14 protein-coding genes are annotated in these 18156 nt (G+C 45.1%); all 14 read right to left on the reverse strand.

The window, feature by feature from the left end; translation table 11 throughout:
- Positions 1–25: 25 nt before the first annotated feature.
- Complete coding sequence (murG, locus tag QYF49_RS11050; protein WP_290399647.1) at positions 26–1117, reverse strand: undecaprenyldiphospho-muramoylpentapeptide beta-N-acetylglucosaminyltransferase; 1092 nt, start codon at positions 1115–1117, stop codon at positions 26–28.
- Between the two features lie 153 nt (positions 1118–1270).
- Complete coding sequence (gene spoVE / locus QYF49_RS11055) at positions 1271–2371, reverse strand: stage V sporulation protein E (RefSeq protein ID WP_290399648.1); 1101 nt, start codon at positions 2369–2371, stop codon at positions 1271–1273.
- 55 nt (positions 2372–2426) lie between these two features.
- Entirely contained in the window at positions 2427–3779 is a 1353-nt protein-coding gene (gene murD, locus QYF49_RS11060) for a UDP-N-acetylmuramoyl-L-alanine--D-glutamate ligase (protein WP_290399649.1), read from the reverse strand.
- Position 3780: 1 nt separating this feature from the next.
- Positions 3781–4755, reverse strand: coding sequence for a phospho-N-acetylmuramoyl-pentapeptide-transferase (mraY, locus tag QYF49_RS11065; RefSeq protein WP_290399650.1), 975 nt, complete (start codon positions 4753–4755; stop codon positions 3781–3783).
- Positions 4752–6134, reverse strand: a complete 1383-nt coding sequence (locus QYF49_RS11070) for a UDP-N-acetylmuramoyl-tripeptide--D-alanyl-D-alanine ligase (protein ID WP_290399651.1) — start codon at positions 6132–6134, stop codon at positions 4752–4754. The genes mraY and QYF49_RS11070 overlap by 4 nt, the downstream gene beginning before the upstream one ends.
- Before the next feature lie 2 nt (positions 6135–6136).
- Positions 6137–7603 (reverse strand): UDP-N-acetylmuramoyl-L-alanyl-D-glutamate--2,6-diaminopimelate ligase, encoded by a 1467-nt coding sequence (locus QYF49_RS11075; protein ID WP_290399652.1) that lies wholly within the window; start codon positions 7601–7603, stop codon positions 6137–6139.
- An 87-nt stretch (positions 7604–7690) separates the two neighbouring features.
- The gene (locus QYF49_RS11080; RefSeq protein WP_290399653.1) at positions 7691–9619 is read right to left on the reverse strand and encodes a stage V sporulation protein D; all 1929 of its coding nucleotides are present in this window, start codon (positions 9617–9619) and stop codon (positions 7691–7693) included.
- Positions 9620–9705: 86 nt separating this feature from the next.
- Positions 9706–11871 (reverse strand): penicillin-binding protein, encoded by a 2166-nt coding sequence (locus QYF49_RS11085; protein WP_290399654.1) that lies wholly within the window; start codon positions 11869–11871, stop codon positions 9706–9708.
- Between the two features lie 16 nt (positions 11872–11887).
- The gene (gene ftsL, locus QYF49_RS11090) at positions 11888–12259 is read right to left on the reverse strand and encodes a cell division protein FtsL (protein WP_290399655.1); all 372 of its coding nucleotides are present in this window, start codon (positions 12257–12259) and stop codon (positions 11888–11890) included.
- Between the two features lie 14 nt (positions 12260–12273).
- Positions 12274–13206: a 16S rRNA (cytosine(1402)-N(4))-methyltransferase RsmH gene (gene rsmH, locus QYF49_RS11095; protein WP_290399656.1), complete on the reverse strand. Its 933-nt coding sequence runs from the start codon at positions 13204–13206 to the stop codon at positions 12274–12276.
- Between the two features lie 41 nt (positions 13207–13247).
- A complete protein-coding gene (mraZ, locus tag QYF49_RS11100) occupies positions 13248–13679 on the reverse strand; it encodes a division/cell wall cluster transcriptional repressor MraZ (RefSeq protein WP_290399657.1) in 432 nt (143 codons plus the stop codon).
- A gap of 126 nt (positions 13680–13805) precedes the next feature.
- Complete coding sequence (gene bshC / locus QYF49_RS11105) at positions 13806–15434, reverse strand: bacillithiol biosynthesis cysteine-adding enzyme BshC (RefSeq protein ID WP_290399658.1); 1629 nt, start codon at positions 15432–15434, stop codon at positions 13806–13808.
- Positions 15435–15607: 173 nt separating this feature from the next.
- A complete protein-coding gene (locus QYF49_RS11110) occupies positions 15608–16504 on the reverse strand; it encodes a 2-dehydropantoate 2-reductase (RefSeq protein ID WP_290399659.1) in 897 nt (298 codons plus the stop codon).
- 91 nt (positions 16505–16595) lie between these two features.
- A complete protein-coding gene (locus QYF49_RS11115) occupies positions 16596–18137 on the reverse strand; it encodes an acyl-CoA carboxylase subunit beta (protein ID WP_290399660.1) in 1542 nt (513 codons plus the stop codon).
- Positions 18138–18156 lie beyond the last annotated feature (19 nt).

The following is an 18156-nucleotide window of genomic DNA, read 5'->3' on the forward strand; positions in this document are numbered from 1 at the left end:
CCCCTATATCTTACATAAACCACTGTTATTTTTTATATACTTCCATTAGCTTTACGACGTTTGATGCAGCGTGAGGCATGCCCAGTTCCTTGGACGCTTTATGCATCCTTTCCCAGTTCTCGTGGTGGAGCAAAATACGGTCCACTTCTTCAAGAAGCTGCGCCCCGCTCATATCCTTTTCGAGTATAACGACCGCTGCTCCGTTCTGTTCAAGAGCTCGCGCGTTCTTTTCCTGATGATTATTCGTTACATACGGGCTCGGTATTAAAATACTAGGAATCCCCAGCGCCGTCAATTCCGCAATGGATGTGGCACCAGCCCTTGCAACAACAAGGTCAACACCCGCCAGGAGTTCAGGCATGTTATGGACAAAAGGAACGATGGTTACATTCGCTGGGCTTCCTGACTCGCTGACCGCCTTCAAAACGCTGTCATAATGCACGTCACCTGTGACATAGACGAACTGGTAGCTCTTCTTCTCTGCTTCTCCCAGTACATCAAGGAACGCTTCATTGATGGGTCGAGCTCCCCGGCTTCCACCTACGATCAAGACAGTCTTTTTCTTCGGATCAAGATGCAGGGACCGTCTTCCTTTTGCGCCATCTGTTCCAATCACTTCTGAAGCTCTTGGGTTTCCTGTAAAAACCACCTTATCCGTTGGAAAATAACTTGCGCTCTCTTCAAATGAAATCGCAATCTTCTTTACGTATTTGCTGAGAAACTTGTTGGTCAGGCCAGGAACACTGTTCTGCTCATGGATGAGTGAAGGAATGTTAAGGCTGCTTGCCGCATACACGACAGGGCCGCAAACATATCCTCCAGTCCCAACGACAACATCCGGCTTAAATTCCTTCATGATCTTCTTACAGCGGGATACACCTTTTAAAAACCGCATGACCGTCTTTGCGTTCTCCAGGGAAAGACTTCTTTTGAAACCCGTAATATGAATACTTTTGAAAGGGATGTTCTCCCTCGGTACAAGCTTGCTCTCAAGCCCTTTTTCTGTACCTATATATAAAATCTCCGCATCCGGATGAAGTTTCTTGATCTCATTTGCAAGCGCCAATGCAGGATAGATATGCCCCCCTGTACCGCCGCCGCTTAACACAACTCTCATAATGCACCTCCGCAAAACTAGATAAAATAAGACGAACCCTGTCATCACACTGACAGGGCATGTGAGAGACAAATAAGCTAAAGCCGCTTTGAGGACTCTGAGCTGCGGCTGTTTCACTTCTTTGTCGATAAAATTCAGCAAGTAAGACCGCACTTAATACTTGGCATAACGGCTGATGTTCAGCAGTACTCCGATCGATGCCAGCATGAGAGTCAGGGATGACCCGCCATAGCTGATCAGCGGAAGAGTAATGCCTGTGACAGGGATAAGACCCGTGACTACTCCGATGTTAATCATTACTTGAATAGCAACCATTCCAATAATGCCAATGGCCAGAAAGCTTCCGAACAAATCAGGCGCTCCGAGTGCAATTCTGACTCCTCTCCACAAAAGGATGCTGAAAAGAAGCAAGACGAGTGCACCGCCGATAAAACCCAGTTCTTCTGAAAGAATCGCAAAGATAAAGTCCGTCTGCGGTTCTGGAAGGTAACCGAATTTCTGACGGCTTTCGCCGAGCCCAAGCCCCATTAAGCCTCCAGGCCCAAGTGAATACAGTGACTGGATGATCTGAAACCCGCTGCCTAGTTCATCACTCCACGGGTCCAAAAAGGAAGTGATCCTTTTAATTCGGTAAGGAGCGGAAATAATGAGTCCAGCAAAGCCTGCAAGGCCTACAAATCCGAGTCCCACAAAGTGGGAGATTCTTGCACCCGCTACAAAGATCATAACGATGCTTGTGCCTACCATGACGGATCCTGTACCAAGATCCGGCTGCAGCATAATCATAGCGAATGCAATCATAACAAGCCCTAAAGTAGGGAGAAGGCCCTTCTTAAAAGACGTTATCTTTTTTTGGTGTTCTGCTAGATATTTAGCCAAAAATGTAATCATTGCAAGTTTCATAAATTCTGAAGGCTGTATGGAAAATGCTCCGACACCAATCCAGCTTCTTGCTCCGCCGCGAACCATCCCCACTCCCGGGACGAGCACGGCAACCAGCATGACGAAACAGATGATCAAGAGGATTTTTGCCCAAGTACGCCAGGTCATATAATTGACATTCATGATAAAAAACATAGCGGCCACTCCTACTCCAGCAAAAAGCAGCTGCCGCTTGGCGAAGAAGAACGGATCGTTGAACTTTACAAGTGCCCAATCCGCACTGGCGCTGTATACCATAATAATACCTATGGATAATAAAAGCATAGTCGTGCCAATTAATATAATATCCGGTGTTGTTCGTGTCGCAGGCAAAAGAAACACCTCAACTCTTCTGTATTTGCTCGTTCCAAACCAGCATGTACAAACTCTACTTAAGTTTATGCACAGAGTTGATAAAGATGTCCCCTCTTTGTTCAAAAGTTTTAAACTGATCCCAGCTCGCACACGCCGGGGATAAAAGGATAATATCGCCTTCAGAAGAATTCTGGTATGCGGCAGGAACGGCTTCCTCCACATTATCAACAAGTTTAATATCTTCTATTCCGGCATCGACTGCAGCACGTTGGAGCTTTGGCGCTGTCTGCCCGAACAATACAATGGATTTGACTTGCTTCAGCTGCGGAATCAAGTCATCAAACTCGTTTCCTCTGTCCAGTCCGCCTGCAAGAAGGATGATCTTTTGCCCAAATGCAGAAATGGCTTTTTGAGTAGCCAGTATGTTCGTAGCTTTTGAATCGTTATAAAATTTTCTGCCGTTGACCGTCGTTACATACTGCAGTCGGTGCTTGACACCGGTAAACGTCTTTAACGTTTCCTGGATCTGACTGTTAGTTGCTCCTGCAAGCTTTGAAGCGGCAACTGCGGCAAGGATGTTCTCAAGGTTGTGCTGCCCAGGAAGAACAATATCCTTCAAAGAGATGATTTTCTCTTCTTTGAAATAAAGGCATCCATCTTTTATGTAAGCTCCATCAAGGCATACTTCTGTAACAGAAAATGGAACCTTTACCGCTTTAGTTTTATGAGCTAATTCAGTGACTCTCTCATCATCCGCGTTATAAACTGCGAAGTCCTTTTCGGTCTGGTTCGCAAAAATCCTTCCCTTTGCTGCAGCATATTCTTCCAACGAACCATGATAATCAAGATGAGCTTCGAAAATATTAAGAAGTACGGCGATTCTTGGTGCATATGTCACTGTTCCCATCAATTGAAAACTTGATAATTCGGCAACGATGACATCAGATTCATTTGAACGGGCTGCAACTTCAGACAGCACCGTGCCGATGTTGCCTGCAACAACAGGTTGTCGGCCGCTGTTTTTAAGCATATGTCCGACAAGGGTAGTCGTCGTCGTTTTTCCGTTGGATCCCGTTATGGCGATCATTTCGGCTCTGGATACCAATCCTGCTATCTCAACCTCAGTAATGACAGGGATCCCGCGTCTAACCGCCTCATTGACAATCGGATTGGAATACGGGATTCCAGGATTCTTGACAACATAATCTGTTTGACGGTCAAGCAATGATAAAGGATGATCCCCGCAGACTACTTCATAGCCGTCTTTAACCAGTACTTTTGCCTGCTCATTCTCTTCGAGGGGCGTCCGGTCGTTTACAACAACGTTCGCACCGTAAGACTTAAGCAGCTTGGCAGCAGCGAATCCGCTTTTAGCCAAGCCCAGTACCAATACATTTTTTCCTTGAAAAGTTTTCAATTCGTTCATTTTATACCCACACCTCTAAATAGATTCCAAGGGCGGCGAATAACAGGCCGACACCCCAGAAAGTTACAACGATTCTCCATTCCGACCAGCCGCTGAGTTCATAGTGGTGATGAAGTGGACTCATCTTAAATATTCGTTTTCCCCGCGTTTTAAATGACGCAACCTGCAGCATAACAGACAACGTTTCAATAACAAATACTCCCCCGATAATAACGAGCAGAAGTTCTAGTTTTAAAATGATGGCAATGGCACTGATCGCTCCTCCAAGAGCAAGTGACCCGGTATCACCCATGAAAACTTTTGCCGGATGCGCGTTGAACACTAAAAAGCCAAGAACACCTCCAACAACAGCAACAGAGAATAGTGCCGTTTCATAGTGGTGAAGATTAGAGGCAAGTACGGCAAACGCTCCAAATGCAATAGCAGCCGTACCGGCAAGAAGACCATCGAGGCCGTCTGTCAGGTTTACGGCATTAGAAGCTCCGATCAGCATAACAACAACAAGAACCGGATAAAACCAGCCCACGTCAAAAGAAAATTCTGTTCCCGGAACACTGATCTCGGTGGAAAAGCCTGTTTTAAGAAGTCCGATGTAGAAAATGGCGGCAATGACCAGCTGACCTACGAGCTTTTGGCGGGAAGTGAGCCCTAGATTCCTCTTTTTTGCCACTTTGATAAAATCATCGAGAAAACCAACAATTCCGTAGCCGACCGTGACAAGAAGAAGCATGTAAGTCTCTGTCTTCATCCCAAAGAATTTAAGTGTCATAATATAGGTGGCCAGAGCCAGCGCGACAATGATAATGATGCCGCCCATTGTAGGTGTTCCCGATTTTTTCTGGTGTGATTTTGGCCCCTCTTCCCGAATGCTTTGCCCGAACTTCAATCTGCGTAAGAATGGTATAAAAAATGGCGAGCTTAAAACAGCAATAAGAAAAGAAGCAAGAAGTGTAAATAGTAAAACTTGTTCAATCATTTCCCTGCCCCCTGAACATCGTCAATAAATGGTTTAATGATAGTTTCCAGCGCAAGCCCTCTTGATGCTTTAAACAGAACAACAGCCTCTTGTGAAAGCAAGGAGCGGACCGCTTCAGAAGCCTCTTCTTTCTTCGTAAAAATAGCTACGTTAATACTTGGTTCACCCTTTTTCAACACTTCTTCGCCGATCCATTTTCCCTTTTCCCCTATGGCAATGACATCCGTGATAGTGTCATCAATGTGTTTTGCCACGCCGCGGTGCATTTCTTCTTCCGACGGCCCTAATTCATACATGTCACCAAGTACAACAACTTTTCTTTTATAATTGTTTAATGCTTTTACAGCTTCGATGGCGGCAGCCATGCTGGTCGGACTTGCGTTATAAGCATCATTGATCAGAAGCGCTCCATTCAAACCGCGGTATTTTTCAAGCCGCATGTTTGTCAGCATCAGGTTTTTCAAGCCCTCATTGATCATACTGTCCTCAATATTCAAATAATGGCCGACTGCGATAGCATATGCTGCATTTTTCACATTATGTGTTCCGAGCAGGGGAAGAGAGTACACCATATTCTCCCCTTCGAGTTCAAATGTAAATCCATCCTCATCGCCTTCTTGATTCACGATCTTGACGGTGCAGTCTTCTCCATAGCCGCACTTTAATACATTGTGAGAGGAGAGATGCTGAAGCAGGGGTTCATCACCATCAACAATGAGCAGACCGCTTTCTTTTAATCCGTCTTTAATCTCAAGCTTGGCTTTTGCGATTCCTTCTCTGCTTCCGAGATATTCGATATGGGATTCTCCAATATTCGTGACAATCGCCAAATCCGGCTCCGATAATTTGCTCAGCAATGAAATCTCGCCAAAATTGCTCATTCCCATCTCAAGAATAATCACTTCTGTATCATTCTCCATGGAAAGGATGGTCAGCGGCAGGCCGATATGATTGTTGTAGTTCCCTTGTGTCTTGTGAGTTTTAAAAGTCGTCGAGATCACAGCCTCAAGCAGATCCTTTGTTGTCGTCTTTCCATTTGAGCCTGTCACACCTATAACGACAGGCTTAACTTTCTTTAAATACAGCTTAGCCATCTTTTGAAGAGCTTCCACCGTATCATCTACGAAAAGAAGAGGAAACGAGCTCTCAAGCTCTTCAGGAACAGGTGTACCTTTTTTCCAAAGGGAAGCTACGGCACCTTGTTCAATCGCCTGCATGACAAAATTATGTCCGTCAAACTTCTCTCCGGAAATCGGTATATACAGTGACTGCGGAGAAGGCTGCCTTGAATCCTTGGTCACCCCCTGAATCACTGTATTTTCAATGTTTCCAGTTGTCGATATGCATATGCCTGTTAATTCTTTTAATTCCAATCTCATTGCTATTTCGCTCCAATCGCTTCCGCAGCTACTTTCCGGTCATCAAAATCCAGAACGTTTTTTCCGATAATCTGGTAGGTTTCATGCCCTTTTCCGGCAATCAGAATAATATCGTTGTCTTCCGCAATCTCTATCGCATGGACGATCGCATCTTTACGGCCCGGTTTAATGATGTATTCATAGTCCTGCACGCCAGCTTTCATATCCTCGAGGATGGCAAGCGGATCTTCCGTCCTCGGATTATCTGAGGTAAAGATGGCTACATCTGAATTTTCGGCAGCAATCTTAGCCATCAAAGGCCGTTTTGTTTTATCACGGTCGCCTCCGCATCCTACGACAGAAATAACCTTTCCAACGGCAAATTCTTTTACTGTTGTCAGCGCGTTTTCAAGGCTGTCAGGAGTGTGGGCATAATCCACGATTACCGTGAAGCTCTGGCCGGCGTCCACGGTTTCAAAACGTCCCGGTACACCCTTCACATTTTCCATTGTTTTAATAATCGAGTCAATCGGGATTCCGGATAAAAGGGTAGCTGAAATTGCGGCAAGGACGTTATACACCGAAAATTTGCCTACAAGTTTTAAGGAAACCGGCCTCTCTTCAAGCGGTGTTACAAGCGTAAAGGAGGTTCCTTTTCCAGTCACCTTAATATCCTTCGCCATAATATCACTTTTTTGTTCAATGCCATACGTTAAGATTTGAGCGGCTGTCATTTTTTCGAACTCTTTTGAAGCTTCGTCATCTCTGTTCAGGACAGCGATCTTCTCTTTGTTCCCGGCGTATGTATTACCGAGCTGAGCAAACAAAAGCCCCTTAGCTCTTAAATACGTCTCCATATCCTTGTGATAGTCTAGATGATCCTGGGTAAAATTCGTGAACACAGCAATATCATAATCACAGCCCCGGACTCTGCCCATATCCAGAGCATGGGACGATACTTCCATGACTGCACTCTCCACGCCCTGGTCAATCATCTCTTTAAACGCTTTTTGCAGGAAAAGGGATTCTGGAGTCGTGTTGGTAACTTTATGGCTTACCCCGTTTATCTTCATATCGATCGTGCCGATCATTCCCGTTCTTTTCCCAGCATCTGAGAAAACCTGTTCGATCAGATGCGATGTAGTCGTTTTGCCATTCGTTCCGGTTACTCCGATCAAATGAAGTTTATTTGTCGGATAACCATAAAATACGTTGGCCAGTACGGCCATTGCCCTTTTTGTATCGTTCACTATAATCACTGGCACGGAGTCCATGCCGGGAAGATGCTTTTCAGCCAATACCGCAGCAGCTCCGTTACGGACAGCCTGCTCGGCATAGTCATGTCCGTCTACCGTATACCCTTTGATGCAGACAAACAGACTCCCCGGCCGTGCTGCTCTGGAGTCCATATCAATCGAAGTAATTTCAACGTTCGTTTCATGCTCTGTTTTATAGTTTAATAAATGATTCACTAGTGTCTTAAGTTCCACTTTATCAAGACCTTTCTAAAAGAGTTCACATCAGAAAAAGAAGCCAAGGCTGTCGCCTGGCTATTAGCATTCAAATCTATTTTAATCCTACCTACCCGGTTTGTCACCCAAAAACAGGCGAATTACCGATCCAGGTTTGAGTTTCACTCCGGGTTCAGGCGCTTGTTTGACCACATAATTACCCTTGCCGGAGCTTTGAATTTTCAAATCATACATCAATCCCTTAACCTCTTTTGTCGACTTGCCGACAAGATTTGGCACTTTAATAAGTTCTTGATCCTGCCATGTTTTTTTCTTTTCGATCTGGTTCTTCCTCTTTTCTACCCCCATCGCCCGCAACGAGTCATCTACAATCTTACCGACCATCGGTGCAGCAACCACTCCGCCGAACTGTATGGTATCCTTCGGATTGTCGACCGCAACATATACGACGATCTGCGGATCGTCTGCAGGAGCCATGCCAATAAAGGAAACAATATGATTGTTTTTTAGATATTTTCCGTCCTTTGCTTTCTGCGCAGTCCCTGTCTTCCCGCCTAGACGATAGCCGTCCACAAATGCAGGGCGTCCCGTACCCTCAGCGACCACAGTCTCAAGCGCATGCCGGACTTCTTTCGACGTTTTTTCTGAGATGACCCGCCGCTTCAATTTCGGCGTCTGCCTGCTCACCGTCTTTCCAGTCGCCGGATCGACCAGCTCTTTGGCGATATATGGCTCATAAAGATAGCCGCCGTTGATTGCAGCTGAAACCGCAGCCACCTGTTGGATCGGGGTTACGGATACGCCTTGGCCGAATGCAGTCGTTGCAAGCTCCAGCGGCCCGACATTCTTTAGATTGAATAAAATCCCTGTCCCTTCTCCCTGAAGATCAATACCGGTCTTCTGTCCAAAACCAAACTTATGGATATAGGAGAACAGCTTTTCTTTGCCCAGCCGCTGGCCAAGAATAACAAACCCGGGGTTGCACGAATTTTGAACGCCTTCCAAAAAAGATTGGCTGCCGTGCCCTCCCCTTTTCCAGCAGCGCAATTTCCTGCCGCCGACTTCAATTGAGCCCGGATCGTGAAAATGATCGTTATTAAGATCTACTTTATTTTCTTCCAGCGCCGCGGCCAACGTAATGATTTTAAAGGTGGATCCAGGCTCATAGTTCGCCCAGACCGGAAGATTGCGGTTATACACTTCAGGAGCGACACGGCGATATTCTTCGGGATTAAAGTCAGGACGGCTTGACATGCCAAGGATTTCACCGGTGTTAGGGTTCATAGCAATGGCAACAGCCCCGTCCGGATTATACTTCGCTTGAGCGATGTCCAGTTCGCGCTCAATGATCGTCTGTACCTTGGAATCGATTGTCAGTTTAAGGTTATAGCCATCTTTAGGCCTCTCATAATCGTCCGATAATGAAGGCATTCTTCTTCCCCTGGCATCTGAGAAAAATGAAACGTGCCCCTTCGTTCCTTTTAGTTCCTTGTCATAATAGGCTTCTAACCCCATTAAACCTTGGTTATCGATGCCTGCAAACCCTAAAACATGAGAAAGATAGCTTCCAAACGGATAGTGCCTCTTGCTGTCCTCTGCGATAAAAATTCCCGGCAGGTTAAGTTCGCGGACTTTATTCGCTTTTTCATTGCTGATCTTCCTTCCGCCCTGATCGAGGCGGATGATGGAAGACTTTTTGGTGATTTTTTTATATACGTCTAGCTGTGATATATCGAGCACAGCTGCTAATTTTTCTGACGTTTGTACAGGATCATTGATCTGCCTTGGTATGACAAAGACTGTCGGCGCACTGACATTCGTTGCCAGCGGCACATTGTTTCGATCGAGAATCTCACCCCGCTGCGGTTCGAAAGGAATATTCCGGCTCCATGAATCAAGCGCTTTGCCAGTCAGCCAGTCCCCAATCACAAACTGAACATACCCGAGTCTGACACCAATAATAAAAAAGAACAGCAGACCAAAGGTAAGAACAAAAATTAACCGCCTACGCACTGTCACATTTGAAACACGCACATGATTACCTCCTCCACATGGCTCGTTTCAAATATATGCTTGTACATAGGCGATTAGAACGGAGGACCGTTCGCCCTCCCGCTTGTCTATTCCGTTCCGCCTCCGCTTTCATCGCTAAGATTTACCGAAGGCATTTCAGGTTTATCGAACTCCACAGTGAGGTAATCTTTATCTTTGATTACCGATCCCTTCTTCAAGCTCTGCTTGGATGCAAAGCCTGAACCTTTTACAGATGCATCAATGTCCATGATCTTTGAAAACTTCAGAACATCGGTTAATGACCAGCCGGTTAGATCCGGCATTTGAACATCTCCCTCGGTACGAAGGATGACCCTCTCTCCAGGAAGGAGTCCTGAATGGGCAGATGGCTGCTGGGAAATCACCTGGCTTCCGCTGCCAAGCGTCAGTACTTTCATACCTTTCTGCTTTAGTTGTTTCTCAGCGTCTGCAGCTTCCTTACCACTGTAGTCATCAATTTTGACGGAACTGTCTGATATTTTTCGTTTCGTTACTTTTTCATCCTCAGGTTCAATGTTTAAATATTGAAGGCTGTTTTTCATGACGGTCGTAAAAATGTCTGAAACCGGATAAGAACCAAGCTCATTATTTTTCAAATGAGGGCGGTCCACTGCAATGTAAACAAGAAGCTTTGGATCGTCCTTAGGAGCCATGCCCATGAAAGAAAAAAGGTTCTTGCCCCATCCGTGGGCATATCTTCCGTTCTCTTTATCTACGACTTGCGCTGTACCAGTTTTACCTGCAATGGAATACCCTTTAATTTGATAAGGCTTTCCTGTCCCCTTGGTCACCACGGTTTCCAAAATATCTCGAACCTCTTTTGATGTTTTTTCTGATATAGGTGTGCCAACTACCTCTGGTTTGTGCTGCATCACCACTTTCTTGCTGGAAGGATCGACGACTTTGTCAATCACGTACGGCTTCATCATTTTACCGCCGTTCGCGATCGCTGTAGCCGCCTGAATCTGCTGAATCGGAGTAACGGTTGTACCCTGGCCGAAGGCAGTGGTCAGTTTTTCAATTTCATAGTTATAAAGGATCCTTCCGGCTTTTTCATTTGGCAGATCGATCCCCGTAGGGCGGTCCAAGCCAAACTTCTTCAAATAGTTTAACAGCCGGTCGTAGCCCAGTTTTTCTCTTGCCAGTTTGGAAAACAGTACGTTCGAAGAGTTTTGTACCCCTTCATTAAACGTAATCGTTCCCCATCCTACTCTATTGTGATCGCTGATCGGGCGGTTGTGGGGAATCTTATATTGGCCAGATTGATACGTTTCATTGCCGTTATAGACACCTTCCTGAATGGCTGCAGCCAGCGTGAAAATTTTCATGGTTGAACCCGGCTCATAAGGATCCGAGATGGCAAGATTCGTAAAGTCCTTAATGTTGCGTTTGTTAGGGTTGAATGCCGGACGGTTGCTCATGGCCAGAATTTTTCCGGTTTTCGGATCGGCTACGATTCCGATTATTTTTTCTGGCTTGTATTTTTTGTTCGCCTTATCCATCGACTGCTCGAGCACCATCTGAATCTTTTCATCAAGGGTTAAGTATACATTTGAACCGTTTTTCGGTTTCTTGATCCGTTCTCTTGGATCGGGAAGCTTGACGCCTTTTGTATCACTCTTGAATGACAGGCTTCCATTCGTCTCTTTTAAGTATTTATCCAGCGTCTTTTCAAGGCCCAAAGCCCCGGATATCTCATTCTGCCCCTGTTCGTTCGTATAGCCGATGACATAAGGTGCAAAGGTCTGGTTCGGGTAATATCGTTTGGTTTCCGGACGGAATTCAATACCTTCAATCTTCAACTTTTCGATTTTTTCTTTCTCGCTGTGGCTGATTTTCCTCCCGCCTGGCACTTGAACTTCAAACAATTTCTTTTTGCTTAAAGCTTCTTCAATGGTTGACTCATCCGCATCGAGGACACCCGCAAGCTTAGCAGCAGCTCCTGCAGGGTCTTTAATGTGCGCCGGATACTTCTTGTCAAGCGTGGCCGTTACTGTATAGGACGGAATATCTTCGGCGATCGCCTCGCCACGCCGGTCAAAGATCGTTCCGCGGTTGGCATCTAGCGTTTTGTGCCGCGTCCACTTTTCCTCTGCGTACGCTTTTAAATCGACGTTCTCAATATGCTTCGTATACGCAATGTAAAAAAACCTTCCTATCAACACAAAAAAGAGCAGGCTGAAAAATAACATGATAACCCCTGCTCCCCAATTAAATTTAAACTTATTCTCCATCGTTTAACACTCCGCCTTAATTTTCAAGCACTTTTACGTTTTTATCGTTGAGCGTCATCCCTAGCTTATCTTTTGCAATCTTAAGAATACGATTTGGGTCACTTAGTTCTTTGACTTGCTGTTTGTAATCATCTACTACTTTTGTTTCATAATCAATGGAGCTTTGAACCGATTCAATGCTGGAGTTGACCTTATAGATTGAGGCGTAGTTTGACACCATGAAAATAGCGCCTGCAATAAGCAGAAGGGATGCAAAAACCCAAAGGAACTTTTCTCCTTTTGTAATTCGTGAGGTTCTGACTCTCGGCTGCACTTGCGGCTGCTGAACATGTTTTCGTTTTGTTTCTTGTTGATATTGTCTCTGTGTTTGATACGCTAAATTACTCAACCCATAACTCTCCTTTATTTTTGTTTTTCTGCTACACGCAGTTTGGCCGACCGTGATCGTCTATTGGTATCTATTTCCTCTTCACGTGGCAGTATCGGCTTTCTCGTGATGTTTTTTAATACCGGAAGAAACTCCTCGGGTATAATCGGTAAACCTGGTGGCAAGGAAGGTCCTGTGCTGTATTTTTTAATAATGGTTTTGCAGGCTCTGTCCTCCAGTGAGTGGAACGTAATGACACTTATCCTTCCTCCGATGGAGAGCAGTTCTATCGAATCCTCTAAAGCTTCTTCAAACGCATTCAATTCATCATTCACCGCAATTCGGATCGCCTGAAACGTTCTTTTTGCTGGATGTCCGCCAGCTCTCCTGGCTGGTGCAGGGATCGCATCCTTAATCAGGTCTACCAGTTGTCCGGTTGTTTCAATGGTTCTCTCTTTTCGGGATGCTTCAATTTTTCTTGCGATCTGCTTGGCAAACTTTTCTTCGCCATACTGAAAAATGATTTTCACGAGCTTTTCATAGGGCCACTCATTAACAACCTCATGGGCAGACAGTGAAGCTGTCCGATCCATCCTCATATCTAGCGGCGCATCGTGCTGATAGCTGAATCCTCGTTCTGCTTCATCCAGCTGCGGCGAGGAGACACCCAGGTCAAATAGAATTCCATCCACTTTCTCGATCCCACGTTTGTAAAGTTCGTCTTGAATGTTGCGGAAATTGCTTTTAATAATGGTGAAAGTTCCTTCATATTCCTTTAGGGCAGCTTTTGCATGTTCAATGGCAGTGTCATCTTGGTCAAAAGCATACAAGTGGCCTGTTGTCAGTTTTGAGAGTATGAGTCCGCTGTGGCCTGCTCCTCCAAGTGTACAGTCAACATAAATTCCATCCGGTTTCACGTTTAAGGCATTAACAGCTTCTTCTTTAAGTACGGTAATATGGTCAAACATGTTGTATTCCTTCCTGTGTCAAGAGTTAGAGAGTCATTTGGCTACAAATCAAAATCCATGAGGCTCTCGGCAATTTCACCAAAAGATTCCTCCGATGCTGCAAAATATTCTTCCCAGATTGATTTGCTCCAAATCTCAATTCTATTCGATACACCTATCACTACGCAATCTTTTTCGAGTTTGGCGTACTCTCTAAGCTGGGGTGCAACGTTTACTCTCCCCTGTTTGTCCAATTGGCATTCTGCTGCACCGGAAAAGAAGAAGCGGGTGAAAGCTCTTGCATCTTTTTTTGTGAAGGGCAAACTCTTCAATTTATCCTCGATCACTTTCCACTCTTCAAGCGGATAGCCGAAGACACATTGATCCATCCCACGAGTGAGAATGAAGGTCGAACCAAGGTTTTCACGAAATTTAGCAGGGATAATCATACGTCCTTTTTCATCGATGTTATGCTGATATTCACCCATGAACATAGGACATCCCCCACTTTCTACCCTAACTCTACCACAATGCCCCACTTTTCACCACTACCAAATTATTCGCTGACAAAAAAAAGAATCCTGCTGTAGGAGCAGGATTTTTTTATCTTTTTATTCGCTTTATCGCAGATACACAACCTTATGTTTGCCGTTGAAATCAAGGGGGTGGGATGCCAGCTGTTTTATCCAGTCTTTACCGTACCGATTAATGTAAGAATAAGTATTCCAAACTCGTTCTTGGAGCACGCCATCTGGAGCAAGATCACACTGGAGATGATCGAACAGAGAAAGAGGTTCTACAAATTCCCTTTTCATCGCACGATCCATTTTATTATGAAGATAGTCCAATTCACTCTTAATCCGATTGAGGTTTACTTCCGAAAGCCTCTCCAAGGACGGATCGATGGAGAGCGCCAATTTTTTCAGTTCAGAGTGTGCCTCTTCGATCTTTGCCACCGTTTCAGAATAAACCTCTTTCGTGTTATAAGGCTTGTGGCTCTCAAACCAAGCCAGTTTACTTGCTTCGGTTCCTTCTTGAAGAACATCCTCCACCTTCAACCCGGTTTCCTTAAGCTGTTTTTCATTCTTTTCCGTTACGATCGTCATGGACAGCCTTGGCACAAGAGGGGTCATTTTAAAGCCAAAAAGATGAAAGACCTCTTTAAGCGCGGACCAGTAGGCAATCTCGCCAGATCCAGCGATAAACGCCAAGGTAGGAAACAAACTCTCCTGCATAACGGGTCTTGTAACAACATTATTGCTGAATAGCTCCGGCTTTTCTTTCGCATAGGTTAAAAGCTGTTCAGAAGTGAACGAAACTTCGTCATTTTTTGTCTCGTAGTTGCCGCTTTCATCTCTGAACAATAAAAGTCTTTCCCCATTATGATAAATAAACAGGTGAGCATTGTTTTTCTGCAGCTCTACAGGAGCAGGAAAACCTTGGCGGGTTAATTGATGAACGCCTTCTGTAAAAGCGTTATCCACCTCAGAATTTCTAGCAATCATCCTTTCCAGTGTGGTTGACTGAAGCCGCTTGAACTGTGGTTCCCCCGAATCGACTAAAATCAGTCCATAATCTCCAAATAGATCGGTGATTAACTGAGCAAATGAATGAACCGCTGTTTTGGAAGAGGTAAAGACCTCTTTCACTTTAGAAAGGATTTCCTTCGTAAATTCGGTCTCACCAAATTCCCTAAATACAGACTCAGCCCACTCTGCCGCCTTACCACTATTCCATTCCATCAATGTCGCAGAGGTCTTTAATGGGCTAATCGGTGGGAGAGACCGTTTTTCAGGCCGTCCGTTCCGTTTAATGTTCACATGGTTAATCTCATCATAATCATGATCTTCACCGGCAATCCAGAAGACAGGAACGACTGGAATACCAAGCTGCTGTTCCTGTATACAGGCAAATTGTATAATGCTGATGCATTTGTGGATGGTCAGCAGCGGGCCTGTAAGCAATCCCGCCTGTTGCCCTCCAATGACTGCAGCACTTATAGGGTTTCTAAGCTTATCAATGTTCGTTAAAGTTTCTTTTGAACAGGAAAATTGAAAATTATAATCAGAAAGATAATTCGCCAATTTATCGCGCTCATATTCTCTCCTCCCAATATCTAAAACACGCTGCTCCATCATATCAGCATTGAACCCATTGTAATCATAGAGGTTTTTCACTGAAGGATCAGCAGCTGAATATGATGCGGCTATTTGGTTTTTATCTTGAAGAGGGAATTCATCGATCCTCATATAAGTACGTCCTTTCTCTATGTATACAACTGCTTATAGAGTATAGCAAAGTACAGGTTCATCACCAAAACGAAATGCTCGGAGAAGCGTTCTGAAGCCTTGCTTGCACAATAAGCCCTCTCAATGTAACTTATGCAGAAAAAGAAGCAACATTCAATGCAAGCAATTCCTCTTTACTTTTTTCTTTCTAGAGCTTTAATTCCGAAATAGACAAACCTTGTGTAAGGAACATCCATCCCCTTGCCTTCAGCAAGCTTCAAAAGATAACCACTGATGGCCTCTATCTCCGTTTGTCTTCCTTCTTCTACATCGATCAACATGGAAGAACGGTTCTCAGCTGTGCTTCGGCAAACCCTGAGAACATGTTCCCATGCATCTGTCGTTTCGTTTATTCCTAAAATGCTGCAGGTTTCTTTAAAAAGAAGCTTTGCCAGCTCGGTCAAGAAGCTGTTCTGTTCGATGTCACCATTTTGAACACGAAACAAAGAGGTCAATGGGTTAATGACACTGTTTACGACAAGCTTTTCCTTCATAATAAATTCAAGTCGGTCTTTTCCTTCGATCCTGAAGCTTCCTGTAATCATTCTTCCCCAAAAAGCTTTGTCAATGCCGCCCCGAAAGGAGGCAATCTTAATTTTCCCCTTGCCCGTGTGCCTTACTTCATGATGGTTTTCCTTTTGTGCACCATGTTCAACAATTCCAACGAGAATATTGTTTTGCGGAAGTGAACGCAGCGTGTCTACATGACCCATGCCATTTTGAATAAAAAGGAGCGTACTGTCTCTAAAAATTGGGCTGGACTGTAAAACCGAGCAGACTTCGGGCAGCCGGTGCTGTTTTACACAAATGATCGCATAATGCGGGACTTCACGGTAAGCATCCACCCTTGCAGCAGAAACCCGATGGATTTTACTATAGTCCGGCGCAGCTTGGTACTTTATACCATGTGCGTTAATGGCGTCTGCCTGTTCTGCAGTTCTCGTGCAAACAGTAACATCCTGGCCTTCCTCCGAAAAAAATGCGGCTAGGAGCAGACCGATAGAGCCTCCTCCAACGATGGCGATTTTCATTAACTTCTCCTATCTTTCGTCGAGATTATTTCTTTCATGGTATCATATTTGATCATTAAAAAACCTCCGCCAATGACAGCGGAGGTACCTGCTATACCGGATAGACCGGATGTTTTCTTTCACTGAACACCATTTCTTTTGATTCAAAGAAGACGAGCCGGTGAAAGAGCGTCTCTCTTAAAGCTGAAGGCTCAACGATGTCATCAATGATCAGTTCAGATGCCAATTTGTATACGTCAATATGTTCTTTGTATTCCTGTTGTTTTTGCTGGACATAAAGGACACGTTCTTTCGGATCTTCAATTTCATTAATCTTGTTTGAATATACTGCATTCACAGCGGCTTCTGGGCCCATTACAGCAATCTGCGCGGTTGGAAGTGCGATGCAGCAGTCTGGTTCGAACGCGGGGCCTGCCATTGCATAAAGCCCGGCTCCGTAGGCTTTTCGGACAATAACAGAGAGTTTAGGTACAGTAACATCACTCATCGCTGCAATCAGCTTGGCACCGTGACGGATAATACCTGCCCGTTCTACTTTTGTGCCGATCATAAAGCCAGGAACATCCGCCAAAAAGATGACCGGGATGTTAAACGCATCACAAAGTGTGATAAATTTAGCGGCCTTATCCGCAGAATCCACAAACAGCACACCGCCTTTGACTTTCGGCTGGTTGGCGATCAGACCGACTGGACGGCCTTTAATCCTCGCAAAGCCGGTAACGATCTCTGCAGCAAACAGTTTTTTCATTTCAAAAAAACTGTCCTCATCAACAATCCGGCTGATGAATTCATACATATCAAAAGGGACGTTCTGATTCTTCGGAACAATCTCTCCGGGATCTCTGCCTGAAACAGGCGGTTTCTCTTGTGTTATCGCGGGTTTATGTTTGTAATTAGACGGAAAGTAGGAAAGATATTTTCTCGCATAGGTGATCGCTTCATTTTCATCTGCTGCTAAAATATCACCGCAGCCGCTGACTGAACAGTGCATCCTCGCGCCGCCCATTTCTTCAAGTGTCACCTTCTCGCCGATAACTTTTTCCGCCATCCTTGGTGAACCCAAATACATGGACGCATTCTGGTCCACCATGATTACAACATCACAAAATGCAGGAATATAAGCTCCCCCTGCAGCGGAAGGGCCAAAAAGAAGACAGACTTGGGGAATCATGCCGGACATTTTCACTTGGTTATAAAATATTCTTCCTGCTCCTCTTCGATTTGGGAACATGTCAATCTGGTCAGTTATCCTTGCGCCTGCAGAATCAACGAGATAGAACATCGGAACTTTCAGCCGCTGTGCCATCTCCTGAATCCGAATGATTTTTTCGACGGTGCGCGCACCCCATGAACCTGCTTTTACCGTCGAATCGTTCGCCATCGCACATACGGTCTGGCCGTTAACCTTTCCAGTTGCCGTGATAACTCCATCAGCAGGAAGGTCCCCTGCTTGGCTGTTCGCGAACAGGCCATCTTCCCCTTGGAATTCACCTTCATCAAACAGCAGCGAGAGACGGTCTCTGGCAAACATCTTATTCTGAGCGGCGTTTTTGGCATGATACTTTTCTGCTCCGCCTGCTTTAATCTTGCTGACAAGTACGTCATAGGACGATTCTGTCTTCGTTGAATCCATCGTTATCCCTCCATATCCA

The organism is Fictibacillus terranigra (assembly GCF_030412265.1).
GTDB classification, from domain to species: domain Bacteria; phylum Bacillota; class Bacilli; order Bacillales; family Fictibacillaceae; genus Fictibacillus_C; species Fictibacillus_C terrinigri.

Bases quoted from the DNA above. Each gene is read 5' to 3' on its own strand.
- murG (WP_290399647.1), bottom strand. From the start codon at position 1,117: ATGAGAGTTGTGTTAAGCGGCGGCGGTACAGGGGGGCATATCTATCCT.
- murD (WP_290399649.1), bottom strand. From the start codon at position 3,779: ATGAACGAATTGAAAACTTTTCAAGGAAAAAATGTATTGGTACTGGGC.
- mraY (WP_290399650.1), bottom strand. From the start codon at position 4,755: ATGATTGAACAAGTTTTACTATTTACACTTCTTGCTTCTTTTCTTATT.
- QYF49_RS11070 (WP_290399651.1), bottom strand. From the start codon at position 6,134: ATGAGATTGGAATTAAAAGAATTAACAGGCATATGCATATCGACAACT.
- QYF49_RS11085 (WP_290399654.1), bottom strand. From the start codon at position 11,871: ATGGAGAATAAGTTTAAATTTAATTGGGGAGCAGGGGTTATCATGTTA.
- rsmH (WP_290399656.1), bottom strand. From the start codon at position 13,206: ATGTTTGACCATATTACCGTACTTAAAGAAGAAGCTGTTAATGCCTTA.
- mraZ (WP_290399657.1), bottom strand. From the start codon at position 13,679: ATGTTCATGGGTGAATATCAGCATAACATCGATGAAAAAGGACGTATG.
- bshC (WP_290399658.1), bottom strand. From the start codon at position 15,434: ATGAGGATCGATGAATTCCCTCTTCAAGATAAAAACCAAATAGCCGCA.
- QYF49_RS11110 (WP_290399659.1), bottom strand. From the start codon at position 16,504: ATGAAAATCGCCATCGTTGGAGGAGGCTCTATCGGTCTGCTCCTAGCC.
- QYF49_RS11115 (WP_290399660.1), bottom strand. From the start codon at position 18,137: ATGGATTCAACGAAGACAGAATCGTCCTATGACGTACTTGTCAGCAAG.